General features: G+C 57.3%; 13 protein-coding genes and 1 pseudogene. 6 read left to right on the top strand and 8 right to left on the bottom strand.

What is annotated here, in order from left to right; genetic code table 11:
- The 5 genes from V2S86_RS09255 to V2S86_RS09235 form a co-directional block, all read right to left on the bottom strand.
- On the bottom strand, positions 1–771 hold the full coding sequence (locus V2S86_RS09255; protein WP_330762166.1) for an ABC transporter ATP-binding protein: 771 nt from the start codon (positions 769–771) through the stop codon (positions 1–3).
- Positions 771–1,643, bottom strand: coding sequence for an ABC transporter permease (locus V2S86_RS09250; protein WP_330762165.1), 873 nt, complete (start codon positions 1,641–1,643; stop codon positions 771–773). The genes V2S86_RS09255 and V2S86_RS09250 overlap by 1 nt, the downstream gene beginning before the upstream one ends.
- A gap of 62 nt (positions 1,644–1,705) precedes the next feature.
- Positions 1,706–2,707, bottom strand: coding sequence for an ABC transporter substrate-binding protein (locus V2S86_RS09245; RefSeq protein ID WP_330762164.1), 1,002 nt, complete (start codon positions 2,705–2,707; stop codon positions 1,706–1,708).
- 268 nt (positions 2,708–2,975) lie between these two features.
- The gene (locus V2S86_RS09240) at positions 2,976–4,286 is read right to left on the bottom strand and encodes an MFS transporter (protein WP_330762163.1); all 1,311 of its coding nucleotides are present in this window, start codon (positions 4,284–4,286) and stop codon (positions 2,976–2,978) included.
- Positions 4,287–4,378: 92 nt separating this feature from the next.
- Positions 4,379–4,798: a DAPG hydrolase family protein gene (locus V2S86_RS09235; RefSeq protein ID WP_442996138.1), complete on the bottom strand. Its 420-nt coding sequence runs from the start codon at positions 4,796–4,798 to the stop codon at positions 4,379–4,381.
- Here V2S86_RS09235 and V2S86_RS09230 point away from each other — a divergent pair.
- The 3 genes and pseudogenes from V2S86_RS09230 to V2S86_RS09220 all read left to right on the top strand — a co-directional run.
- Positions 4,679–4,978 (top strand): annotated as a pseudogene (locus V2S86_RS09230) (TetR/AcrR family transcriptional regulator C-terminal domain-containing protein); the annotation flags it as partial. The gene V2S86_RS09235 and the pseudogene V2S86_RS09230 overlap by 120 nt on opposite strands.
- An 85-nt stretch (positions 4,979–5,063) precedes the next feature.
- The gene (locus V2S86_RS09225) at positions 5,064–5,984 is read left to right on the top strand and encodes a LysR family transcriptional regulator (protein ID WP_330762162.1); all 921 of its coding nucleotides are present in this window, start codon (positions 5,064–5,066) and stop codon (positions 5,982–5,984) included.
- A gap of 167 nt (positions 5,985–6,151) precedes the next feature.
- Complete coding sequence (locus V2S86_RS09220) at positions 6,152–7,177, top strand: alcohol dehydrogenase catalytic domain-containing protein (RefSeq protein WP_330762161.1); 1,026 nt, start codon at positions 6,152–6,154, stop codon at positions 7,175–7,177.
- A 129-nt stretch (positions 7,178–7,306) separates the two neighbouring features.
- Here the strand turns inward: V2S86_RS09220 and pckA are convergent, their stop codons facing one another.
- The gene (pckA, locus tag V2S86_RS09215; RefSeq protein ID WP_330762160.1) at positions 7,307–8,926 is read right to left on the bottom strand and encodes a phosphoenolpyruvate carboxykinase (ATP); all 1,620 of its coding nucleotides are present in this window, start codon (positions 8,924–8,926) and stop codon (positions 7,307–7,309) included.
- 491 nt (positions 8,927–9,417) lie between these two features.
- Here pckA and V2S86_RS09210 point away from each other — a divergent pair, with 491 nt between their 5' ends.
- Positions 9,418–10,761, top strand: a complete 1,344-nt coding sequence (locus V2S86_RS09210) for a 2-hydroxycarboxylate transporter family protein (protein WP_330762159.1) — start codon at positions 9,418–9,420, stop codon at positions 10,759–10,761.
- A 208-nt stretch (positions 10,762–10,969) separates the two neighbouring features.
- Here the strand turns inward: V2S86_RS09210 and V2S86_RS09205 are convergent, their stop codons facing one another.
- On the bottom strand, positions 10,970–11,179 hold the full coding sequence (locus V2S86_RS09205) for a hypothetical protein (protein ID WP_004943477.1): 210 nt from the start codon (positions 11,177–11,179) through the stop codon (positions 10,970–10,972).
- Between the two features lie 168 nt (positions 11,180–11,347).
- Here V2S86_RS09205 and V2S86_RS09200 point away from each other — a divergent pair, with 168 nt between their 5' ends.
- Entirely contained in the window at positions 11,348–11,512 is a 165-nt protein-coding gene (locus V2S86_RS09200) for a hypothetical protein (RefSeq protein WP_199685644.1), read from the top strand.
- Positions 11,513–11,542: 30 nt separating this feature from the next.
- Here V2S86_RS09200 and yniD read toward each other — a convergent pair whose 3' ends face one another.
- Positions 11,543–11,650 (bottom strand): small membrane protein YniD, encoded by a 108-nt coding sequence (gene yniD, locus V2S86_RS09195; RefSeq protein ID WP_012144841.1) that lies wholly within the window; start codon positions 11,648–11,650, stop codon positions 11,543–11,545.
- 330 nt (positions 11,651–11,980) lie between these two features.
- On the opposite strand from yniD, the gene V2S86_RS09190 reads away from it, so the two are divergent.
- The gene (locus V2S86_RS09190) at positions 11,981–12,373 is read left to right on the top strand and encodes an ASCH domain-containing protein (RefSeq protein WP_004943482.1); all 393 of its coding nucleotides are present in this window, start codon (positions 11,981–11,983) and stop codon (positions 12,371–12,373) included.

Here is a 12,373-nt window from a genome sequence, read left to right as displayed (position 1 = left end):
CTAAGCTAATTCGTGTTGGGAAGCCTGTTCCCGGATGGATTTCAGAACCTGACGTTGCAGATCGATATAGCGTGCGTCACCGCTCACTTCTTCACTGCGCGGGCGCGGCAGATCGACCTGGAAGGTGGTATTGATTTTGCCCGGCCCCATCACCACGATGCGGTCCGACAAGTAGACCGCTTCTTCGATATCGTGGGTGACAAACATTACCGTCAGGCGATGGGTTTCCCAGATGCGCGTCAGCAGCAGCTGCATCTGGTGGCGGGTCATGGCGTCGAGCGCGCCGAAGGGTTCATCCATCAGCAGTATTTTCGGCCGGTAGGACAGCGCGCGGGCAATCGCCACCCGCTGTTTCATGCCGCCGGACAGTTCGTTGGGATAGGCATCGGCGAATTCGGTCAGCTTGACCAGCGCCAGATGGTCGCCGGCGATGTCACGGCATTCGCCGCGGCCATAGCCCGCCGCCTTCAGGGCGAATTCAATATTCTGGCGGGCGGTCAGCCACGGCAGCAGGGTATAGGACTGGAACACCACGCCGCGATCTATGCCCGGCCCGCGAATGTCCACGCCGTCAACGCGCACGCTGCCGCTGTCGAAATCCTCCAGCCCGGCGGCGATCGACAGCAGGGTGCTTTTGCCGCAGCCGGAACTGCCGACCACAGAGACGAACTCGTTGTCGTGCAGCGTCAGATCGATGTCATGCAGCACCTGGCGTGCACGTTTGCCGAACTGAAAACTTTTGTTCAGGCCATTGAGGGTTAGGGTCGCCATTATTTACGCCTCGCGTTGTAGCGGAACAACACGCGCTCGCCGGCGCGCATCAGTTGATCGGTGATCAGCCCAAGCAGCCCCAGCAGCAGGATGTAGCCGATGATGGTGTCGGTCTGGAAAAAGCGCTGCGATACCACGATGCGGTAACCCAGTCCTGAGGTGGAGGCCACCAGTTCTGCCAGCACCAGCCAGGTCCAGGCCCAGCCGAGGCTGATGCGCAACGCATCCCAGATGCCCGGCAGCGCGCTGGGCAGCACGATCTTGAACAGGATATTGCGGTCCGGCATGCCGAGCGTGCGCCCCAGACCGACAAAATCCCCCGGCACGCGCTTTACCGTGTCGATCACCATCAGTACCTGTTGAAAGAAGGTGCCGATCCAGATGATCAGGAATTTCTGCACGTCATCGGTGCCGGTCCACAAAATGGTCAGCGGCACAAAGGCCACCACCGGCATATAGCGGACAAAATCCACCAGCGGTTCGGTGACCGCTTTGAAAAAACCGTAACAACCGGCCAACACGCCGATGACAATGGCCATCACCGACGAAATCAGGAAGGCCACCGAGATCCGGTACAGGCTGCTGCGAATATCGCTCCACAGCGTACCGTCCTGCGCCAGGCTGACCATGCGCTGCCATACGCCGTCCAGCGTGGGCATAAAAATCGCCGGTACCGCGCCGCTGCGGGTCGCCAGCCACCAACTCAACAGCAGCAGCGCGAACACCGCCACGGCGATGGCGACGAACAGCCCGCGCGACGGCGTTTTGCCGATCACCATCAGCCCAAGCGGCTTGCGCCTGCGCCGCCCAGGCGGTGGGGCGGTTTTCAGATGAGTGCGCGCGTCAGGCGCATCGAGTTTTATAGAGCTCATCGGGTTTTTCCTTTGATGGGGCATTGCGCCGGTCATAAACCGCCGGCCGGCGCTAATCCGGCTTACAGACCGTTAACGAATCGCGCGTCGATGAGCTTTTCCGGCGTGACCGGTTTGCTCACCAGCTTGGCTTCTGTGGCCGCTTTCAGCACGTGGGCGAAGGTGTGTTTGGCGAAGTGCTCGCTCAGGACCTGTTTGTTTTCCGCCAGCGAGTAGTACTTCACGCCGTCAAACGCGCTGGCCAGATCGGCCGGGCTGGCGCCCACCTGTTTGGCGATGATTGCCCGGTCCGCCGCGGTGTTGTGCTGATAATGCCGTAACGCGGCATCCCAGCTTTTAATCATGGCGGCGACCTGGCCCGGTTTGGTCTTGATCACCTCGTCGCGCACCACCAGCACGTCGCTGATCAGGCCCGGATCGGATTCGCCGCTGTACAGCATCTTCACGCCGGCATCCTGTTTCTTCGCCATGCTCAGGTAAGGCTCGTAGGTGACGGCGGCGCTGACGCGTTTGGCGATCAGCGCGCTACCTGCGGCGTCGGCAGGCATCGGAACCGGTACGATGTCGCTCCATTTCATTCCGGCGGAGGCGAGGGCGCTGTGCAGCAGGATGTCGCTGGTGGTGCCTTCTTCGTACGCCACCTGTTTGCCTTTCAGATCGCTCAGCGTTTTGATGCCTGGGCCGACAATCAGCGCGTCGGCGGTTTGGCTTTGATCGAGCAGCAGCACGATTTTGACCGGCAGACCGGCGGACACCATGCCCATGGCGGTGTGGGTGGCGATATTGGCGGCGTCGATCTGGCCGCTGGCCAGTGCGGCGTTGATATCTTTATCTTCGGCGAAGTTGATGATATCCACCTTGTCCAGCCCCTGTTGTTTGAACAGGTCAAGATTATTGGCTACGTGCCATTGGCCGTAGCCCAGCCAGGGTTCGATGCCCATTTTGAAGGTGCCGGCCTCCGGCTTGGACAAGGGGGCTTCGGCGGCCAACGCCGGAGCGGCAAGCATGCTGAGGCAGCAGGCGGTGGCGAGCACTTTTTGCAGCGTTTTTATTGGTTGCTTCATGGGGGAACCCTCGTCTTTCGCACTGGTGGGAAATAGTGATGTCCGTGTCGGTAATGTCCGTCCATGTATATACAAGACGGAGCAAGTTAAGGGCCAACTGCGAACGGCAGCGGGAATTATTTTTCAACTTATTAATAATTATAAATAATCAGGCGTTTTGCTTGCGGGATGAGGGGGGCATAGGAACGGTGCTTGGGGGGATGCACTATAACGGCGCACAAAAATTGCGCAACGGATCGAACTTGGGGCGCTATGCGCCCCTTCGGGATTAACGCGCGTTCAGCGAGCGCAGATGATCGTCGCGCCGCAGGGTCATCAGTGCGAACAGGCTGACCACCGAGGTGGCGACCACGTAATAAGCCGGGATATCGAGGTTGCCGGTCTGTTTGATCAAACCGGTGATGATTAACCCCGCTGAACCGGAAAATACCGCGTTGGAGAGCGAATAGGCCAGCCCCAGACCGGTGTAGCGCACTTTGGTCGGGAACATCTCCGCCAGCATTGCCGGGCCGGGGCCGGCCAGCATCCCGACCACCGCCCCGGCGATCAATACCGCCATGCCTTTGGTCAGCAGCGAGCTTTGCGGGTCTTGCAGCAGGTGCAGCAGCGGGAAGGTAAACAGGATCACCGCGATGACTGCCGTCAACATTACCGTTTTGCGCCCCAGCTTATCGCTGAGAATGCCGGCGGGCAGAATGGTCAGGGCGAAGCCGACGTTGGCCAGCACCGTGGCCACCAGCGCCTGCTGGAAGGTGGCGTGCAGCGAGGTTTGCAGGTAGGACGGCATCACTACCAGGAAGGTGTAACCGGCGGCGGACCAGCCCATCATGCGGCCAATGCCGATCAGAATGGTTTTCAGCACGCCGCCCAGCGACACTTCCGGCGCTTGCGCCGTTTCGCCGCCGCTTTGCTGCGCCTGTTTAAAGGTCGGCGTTTCCTGCAGTTTCAGCCGCAGCCACAGTGCCACCGCCCCCATCGGCAACGCCAACAGGAAGGGAATGCGCCAGCCCCAGTCATGTAACTGTTCCGGCGTCAGCAGCGCGGCCAGCAAGGCGACCAGACCTGCACCGGCCAACAGCCCGAATGCCACGGTCAGCGATTGCCAGGCGCCGTACAGCCCACGCTTTCCCTTGGGCGCGAATTCGGTCATCAGCGACACCGCACCACCGAACTCGCCACCGGCGAACAACCCCTGAAACATGCGCAGCAGGGTCAGCAGCAGCGGGGCGGCGACGCCGATAGCGGCGTAGGTCGGCATTACACCGATCAGGGCGGTGGCCAGGGTCATCAGCAGCAATACCGCAATCAGCGTCGGGCGGCGGCCGATCCGATCGCCGATGCGGCCGAAAATCACTGCGCCGATCGGGCGGCAGAAAAAGGCCAGCGCGAAGGCGGCGTAGGTGAGGATCAGACTGGTGATTTCACTTTCACCCTGCAGGGTGAAAAAATTGGCGGCGATGACGGTGGCCAGAAAACCGTAAACGCCAAATTCATACCATTCGATAAAATTGCCGACCGAACCGGCCAGCAATGCCTGGCGTGACTGGCGTGCGTCGATAACCGTCGTTTGTGCGTCCATTCCCGTTCCCGTGCGTTTGAATTGTTGTCATCCAGTTCTAAATTCATATGACAAAACAATCAATTATTTTCAACGGGAAGTGTGAAGGGGATTCACCAGGGTAACGGCGCCGCCTCACGGCCATTTTCGGCGTAGTACAACGACGGCAGGAATTGCGCCAGATAGCTGAATTCGTTATAGCAGTGGCGCATCAGATTAAAGCCAATCTCGTCCGGCAGCTCGTCATGCGCGTTCGCACAGGATTTACCCAGCAGGAAGCGGCTGCGCAGCACGCAGCCGTAAGGCGTGTCACGCGCCAAATGCAGCATTTCACCGTCGCGAGGGTCGCCATTGTCATCCAGCGCCACCTGCTCGCCGAAGCCGATACGGGCGCAGATGGCGGCGGATAGCGCCTGGGTGTCTTTCGCCTGTTGCAGAGCGAGTTCCCTGGGCGGGAGGCGTTGCTGGCAACCTATCAGCGTAACGGCATTGAACGCGGTCGGGCCATTGTGGCGGACTGGCTGCAGCGCCAACAACGGCACGGCTGGTTGCGTGAGTTGGACTGCGCGCAGACCAGCGATCTGCTGCTGGCGATGGTGATGGCCGAACCCTTGCGCCAGATGGCGCTTGGACTGTTGCCGCCGGGCAGCGACATCGACAACCGCATTGCTGCGGCGTTGGCGCTGGTGCTGCCGGGCTTGGTACGGGATTAAGGGGCCGAGCCCCGCATTGTTGTGGCTTTCGCTGAAGTATGGCATGTTCATTATTGATACTGTCTCACTATTTCTGGCCAATAAAATGAACAACGCTCACCAATTTAAAAATGGCGATCTCTTTGCCCTGACTGTTTTTCTCGCCGTCGCGACGCATCGCAGTTTTCATGCGGCGGCGGTGGAGCTTGAGGTGACGCCATCGGCGGTCAGTCATTCAGTGAAAAATCTGGAGCAACGCCTTGCCGTTCGATTGTTCAATCGCACGACGCGCAGCGTATCGCTGACCGACGCGGGAGAGCAGCTTGCGGCTAAACTGCGCCCTGCGTTGTCTTCCATCAGCAATGCCTTGCAAGAGGTAGACGATTTTCGCGGGACACCCAGCGGCACGGTGCGGATCAACGCCAGTGAAGGCGCGGTCCGTATGGTTTTACGCCCGCTGCTGGCCCGCTTTCTGGCTGCATACCCGCAGGTCCACCTTGATATCGTCTGTGACGGCAAACTCAGCGATATCATTGCCGATGGGTTTGATGCCGGGATCCGTCTGGCCGACGCTGTGCCGCAGGATATGGTCGCAATACGCGTCAGCGAACCCGTGCGCTTTGCCGTCATCGCCGCGCCCGAGTATTTCGCCGCGCACGGGCGCCCGAGGGTGCCGCAAGATCTGCTGCGCCATAACTGCATCCGTTTTCGTTTCGACAGCGGGGCCATTTATCGTTGGGAGTTCGAACGCCATGGCTTCGCGGAATCGATAAATGTTACCGGCCCACTCACGTTGACCGATCAACCTTTAATGGTCGATGCCGCCATCGACGGTATTGGCATCGCCTTTGTGCCCGATCACCTGGCAATCGAAGCGCTGCGGGCAGGGCGCCTTGAACGCGTGTTGGAGGAGTGGTGCCCGTCATACCCGGGATTGTGCCTCTATTATTCCGGTCATCGTCATGTGTCGAACGGGTTGAAGGCGCTGATAAGCTGCATTCGCGGTGCGCAACAACCGCAGCCATAACTCGCTTGCGTGCTTTTCCTCCGTCCCTTCGATTGATGAATGTCATTCACTTCAACAGTGAGGCTGGCCGCCATTGTTGCGATAATGGGCGTGCCTTACGCTTGCATGGCAAGGCGCTGGAGTATATCGGCGCATATTAACTGCCATCGCAACGCAAGGAACCCGCAATGGAAAAGAAGATGAAAGCCGTCGTCATGACGGGGGCCAATCGCCCTTGGGAAGTTTGGCAAGTGCCGATGCCCAAGGCCGAACCAGGTCAGGTATTGGTAAAAGTGCATGCTTCAGGAATGTGTTACACCGATGTATGGTCTACGCAAGGCTACGGCGGGGATATCTACCCGCAGACCCCTGGCCATGAAGTGGTAGGCGAAGTGGTTGAGGTCGGCGCCGGCGTGCATACGCGTCAGATTGGCGATCGCGTCGGTACGACATGGGTGCAGTCATCTTGTGGGCGTTGCGCCTATTGTCGCGAGAACCGCCCTTTAACGGGGCAAACGGCGATGAATTGCGTCTCACCGCGTACCACAGGTTTCGTCGCGCAGGGTGGGCATGCCGAATATATCGCCATCGCTGCCGAAGGCACTGTGTTGTTGCCGGATGGGCTGCCCTATGTGGATGCCGCGCCCATGATGTGCGCCGGTTATACCACCTGGAGCGGGCTTCGCGATGCCGCGCCACAACCCCACGAGAAGGTGGCCGTTTTGGGGATTGGCGGCCTGGGACACGTCGCGTTGCAGCTATCGAAAGCCTGCGGTTTCGAGACGATCGCCATCACTCATTCGCCGGATAAGCACCCTTTGGCATTGCAACTGGGCGCCGATCGGGTCGTCGAGTCAGGAAAGGCATTGTTGGAGATCGGCGGCGCAGATATTTTGCTGGTGACAACCAATGATTTCGATTCCGCTCAGGAAGCGATGACGGGGTTGAGAGTTGACGGCCGCGTCGTGCTTTGCGGGTTGGATTTCAGCAAACCCTTTGCTATTTCGTCCGACGGCGTGCCATTCCATATGATGCGCCAGCGGGTCATAGGTTCGACACACGGCGGGCAGCAGTATCTGGGCGAGGTGCTCAATCTCGCGGCCAAAGGTAAAGTGAAACCGATCGTCGAGACTTTCTCGCTGGATCAAGCGGAGGAAGCCTACGAGCGGCTGGCCGCTGGAAAAATGCGTTTCCGCGGCGTGTTCGTGCCTTAAGCGATGCAGACAAGGTGCAATAGGTTGTCACCACTCAGCCTGCCAACGCCCGATGAACTTCATTGGGCGTTTTGCATTTTAGCGACATAAAAAGGGCGCCTGAAGGCGCCCGGATAAAACAGGCTGTGTTTACAGCTTGGGCCCGGCGCTCACCAGCTTTTCGCCGGCCGGGGTCGCGGTGTATTTGGCGAAGTTATCGATAAAGCGCTGTGCCAAATCCTGTGCTTTTTCCTGCCATAGCGATTCATCGGCGTAGGTTTTGCGCGGGTCGAGGATTGAAGGATCAACGCCCGGTAGCGCCGTCGGGACCGCCAGGCCAAAGATCGGCAGGGTGAAGGTCTCGGCGTGCTCAATCTCACCGTTCAAAATCGAGTCGATAATGCCGCGCGTGTCCTTGATGGAGATACGCTTGCCGCTGCCGTTCCAGCCGGTATTCACCAGGTAGGCCTGGGCACCGGCCGCTTCCATGCGTTTCACCAGCACTTCGGCGTACTGCGTCGGGTGCAGCGTCAGGAACGCGGCGCCGAAACAGGCGGAGAAGGTGGGGGTTGGCGTGGTGATGCCGCGTTCGGTACCGGCCAGCTTGGCGGTAAAGCCGGACAGGAAGTGATACTGGGTTTGTTCCGGCGTCAGGCGAGAAACCGGTGGCAATACCCCGAAGGCATCCGCCGTCAGGAAGATGATCTTCTTGGCATGGCCGGCCTTGGACACCGGTTTGACGATGTTTTCGATGTGGTCGATCGGGTAGGAGACGCGGGTATTCTCGGTCTTGCCGGCGTCATCGAAGTCAATGCTGCCGTCTGCCAGCACCTGTACGTTTTCCAGCAGCGCATCACGGCGGATCGCCTGATAAATTTCCGGCTCGGCCTGTTGCGAGAGCTTGATGGTCTTCGCATAACAGCCGCCTTCAAAGTTGAACACGCCGTCGTCGTCCCAGCCATGTTCGTCGTCACCGATCAACTGGCGTTTGGGATCGGTGGAGAGGGTGGTTTTGCCGGTGCCGGACAGGCCAAAGAATATCGCCACGTCACCCTGTTCGCCGACGTTGGCCGAGCAGTGCATGGAGGCTATGCCTTGCAGCGGCAGCAGGTAGTTCATGATGGAGAACAGACCCTTTTTCATTTCGCCGCCGTACCAGGTGCCGCCGATCAACTGAATGCGTTCGGTCAGATTGAAGGCGACGAAGTTTTCTGAATGCAGCCCCTGTTGTTGCCAGTCCGGGTTGGTGCATTTGGCGCCGTTCATCACCACGAAGTCCGGCTCGAAATCCTGCAACTCCTCGTCAGACGGGCGGATAAACATGTTCTTGACGAAGTGCGCCTGCCAGGCCACTTCGGTGATGAAACGCACCTTCAGGCGGGTATCGGCATTGGCGCCGCAGAATGCATCCACCACAAACAGACGTTTGCCGGAGAGCTGATTGCCCACCAGGGTTTTCAGGTGTTGCCAGACTTCCGGCGACAGCGGTTGGTTGTCGTTTTTGCCGGTGCCGTTATCGGACCACCAAACGGTATCGCGCGTGGTGTCGTCACGCACGATGTATTTGTCTTTCGGCGAGCGGCCGGTGAATTCGCCGGTATCGACGTTAACGGCGCCAAGCCGGGTCAGCGTACCGCGCTCCAGCGCCGGCAGATCGGCGCGGGTTTCCTCGGTAAACAGTTGTTCGTAACTTGGGTTATAGACGATCTCGGTAGCCTGATGGATACCGTAGCGGGCCAGCGTTTGTGGGGTAACAGCGATTGAAGACATATCTACTTCCTTATCGGTTCTATGTCCGTAGTCTTTCAAGCCGTGGAGTCATTGGCAAAAATGAAAGCCATACGGCATATATTATGTGCCTCACTCTCGCACGGTGCCGCGTGCAGAGAAGAGGCCCGGGTACAGCTGACCGGATTCAGCTAATTACCGCTCCGGTTCTCATTAATAAACGCACGGATTTTTACTTCCATCTATAGCATAGCAGTGAATTTTAACCTGCTTAATTTAATTACAAAATGCTGACGATAATTAATTAAAACCAACATTGGCTGGGGCTCACAATATTGAAATAACGCAGCGCAATTTAGTTTTGTATTTTTATTTTTTATCATATTGTCTGGGCTGTCCACTGTTTTTTCCATTATTAAAAAACGAAAATACGTAATAAAATTTATGATAAGTAGTTGTTTTTGTTTAATAACGTTCTTCGCATGTAGTTAGGCGAACCCTTCCGCACCGAACACTTGTCAGCAGGGTGAATAATGAAACAGATAAATGCAGAAATTGCCTGTGAGAAAAATACGTCGCTACCTGATTCATCAGGATTAATTAACCAAATTCGACAAATGGATATCGGCGCGGTTCCGGTCGCGTTGTTTATCACTATTTGCGCCATTGTAGCCCTGTCGGCCTATGCCAACTTCTTGCCAAAGAATATGATCGGCGGCCTGGCGGTGATTATGACGCTGGGTTTCGCGCTGGCGCATTTAGGTAAAAGTATTCCCGTGTTGCGGGATATTGGCGGCCCGGCCATTTTATGCCTGATGGTGCCTTCGGTTCTGGTTTACTTCAACGTCTTCCAGCCCAACGTGATGGGCACCGTCCATCTGCTGATGAAAGAAGCCAATCTGTTGTACTTCGTTATCGCCAGTCTGGTGGTGGGCAGCATACTTGGCATGAATCGGGTGATTCTGATCCAGGGCATGATCCGCATGTTCGTGCCTTTGGTGGTCGGGACGGTGACGGCGGTAGCCACCGGGTTGCTGGTGGGCAAGCTGTTTGGCTTTACCTTCTATCACACCTTCTTCTTTATCATCGTGCCGATCATCGGTGGCGGCATTGGTGAAGGCATTTTGCCGCTGTCGCTGGCGTACTCCGCCATTTTAGGATCGACGCCGGACGTCTACGTGGCGCAACTGGCGCCGGCGGCGGTGCTGGGCAATATCTTCGCTATCGTCGCGGCTGGGGTGTTGGCGCGTATCGGCTTGCAGCGCAAGGCGCTGAGCGGTGACGGCATGCTGATCCGTTCGGCGCAGGAAAACGCGGTGTTCGCCATCAAGGAAACCAACGGCAATGTCGATTTCCAACTGATGGGCGGTGGGCTGCTGGTGATCTGCGCCTTCTTTATCGTCGGCGGGCTGTTTGAACACATTGTGCATATTCCCGGCCCGGTGCTGATGATTCTGTTTGCCGTGCTGTGCAAATATTGCCGGGTGATCCCGGTCTCGATGGAAACCGGTGCGCACAGTTTTTACAAGTTCGTTTCCACCGCGCTGGTGTGGCCGCTGATGATTGGCCTGGGCATGCTGTATGTCCCATTGGAAAGCGTGGTGGCGGTGTTTTCGGTGGGCTATGTGGTGGTCTGCGGTTCGGTGGTGTTGTCGATGGGCGTGGTGAGCTTCCTGATTGCGCCTTACCTGAAAATGTACCCGATTGAAGCGGCGATCGTCACCTGCTGCCACAGCGGGCTGGGTGGTACCGGCGACGTGGCGATCCTGTCCGCGTCCAACCGTATGGGGCTGATGCCGTTCGCGCAAATTGCCACGCGCATTGGCGGTGCTTCGACGGTGATTGGCGCGACCTTATTGCTGGGTTGGTTAATCTGAGCCCAAAAATCATGATGGAAAACCGGGGGGGACCCACCGGTTTTTTATTTTGCTGTCGATGGGCCAGAGCAACAAAAATAGCGATTTTTGGTAAAAACGCGATAATTCCTATTAAATTCATCGTGTCAGCCTGACATAGTAGCGCTCAGAAGGCCGGGCTTGCATACCTCGGGCTTCTGCCGAATCGCCAACCCTTCCGGTTGGCGATTCATTTTCCATCTTTCAGCATGTTGATCGCCGCACCGATCAGGATCCGGCGTTCGATATCGTTGCTTTCAGCCAGCTGCCGCGCCAGGTGCTTCGCCAGCGTTTCTACCGATAAAACCTCGCCGCGATGGCGCAGTTGCATCACGCTGTCACCAATCAAACGGGCGACCTCATCCCACACGGGTTTTATCTCCTGCTCCGAGAACATCATCGTTTACCTCGGCTGGGTGATTTTTGGTCAATGTAGCAGTTGGGCCTGGGGTTCGCCACTGCACCGGTCGCACAACGTTAAAACCGGAAGCATAAAAAATAAGGCATCAGTGTTTCTTCTGGTTTTTTCGCCCAATACTGACCCTGTCGAATATCTGGAGGGTGCGTGATGAAACTGGTCGATCAACTGGCGGAATATTACCGCCTGAGCCGGCGGGCAGAAGTGCAAAATCGGTTATGCCGTTTGTGGTTGCCGCAGGGGGAAGCGCGAATAGCCTATTTGCGGGAGTTGCTGGAGCCGGTGGCTAAAACGCCGGGCGAACGCCATAACTGAAACCGGCACCGGGGTTCGGCCGGGCCGGCGTTAACCGAAGACGATTGCCGCCCAGCGCAATAACAACAGGGCGAGACAGATCAGCAGCAGAATCAAAAACATCTTCCAGTGCTTGGTGCGCATGCGTTTGGTGGCCAAGGTGATCTCCTGTTCTATTGATCAGCTGAAGTACCAGCCGCCGATAACAAAGAGAGCAATCACGACCAGCGCAATGACTTTTAATAAGTCACTGAAGGTGTCATCGGGGTCTTTGTCGTCATTTTTCATTTTACCGCCTGGCCTTGAGCCATGGTGTGAATATCGATCACAGTATGCCTGTTGTCCTGATGCAGGCACAGAGATTTACCGTAAAAAACCTGTAAATGGTGTGGGTTTGCGCCGCGGCGCAGCGAATTCGGCAGGTGCAGGCGGCGGGGAATACGTTGTACTATTCTGTCTGCACAATGATTCATTTAATAAGGTAAGGCAATGGCAGAGGCAATTCCGAAGAAATATGAGAACACCGAACGTTGGGCGTTCGGCAACACCGAGCAGCAGGCTGACGATGTGGTCAAGCTGATCCTCAATGGCACCAAGACCGCCACCTGCTCCAATCTCGACGGGGAAGGCATTCCGCTGGCCGGTGACGTGTTTGTGGTCGTTGACGGTAAAAATGTTCCGGTCTGTGCGGTAGAGCTGACCTCGGTGGAGATGAAAACCTACGATCAGGTTGATGAAGCGCATGCCTATGCCGAAGGGGAAGGCGATCGTTCATTGGCGTACTGGCGTAAAGAGCTGCAGAGTTTCTTTGAAGAGTATGAGCTGTTCTCGCCGGATATGACGCTGGTGCTGATGAATTTCAAAGTGATTGAGACCTTCTGA

Source organism: Serratia sp. C2(1) (assembly GCF_036352655.1).
Lineage (GTDB): Bacteria > Pseudomonadota > Gammaproteobacteria > Enterobacterales > Enterobacteriaceae > Serratia > Serratia inhibens.
Note: the sequence above shows the minus strand (reverse complement) of the source record. Positions and strands in the feature narration are given on the sequence as shown.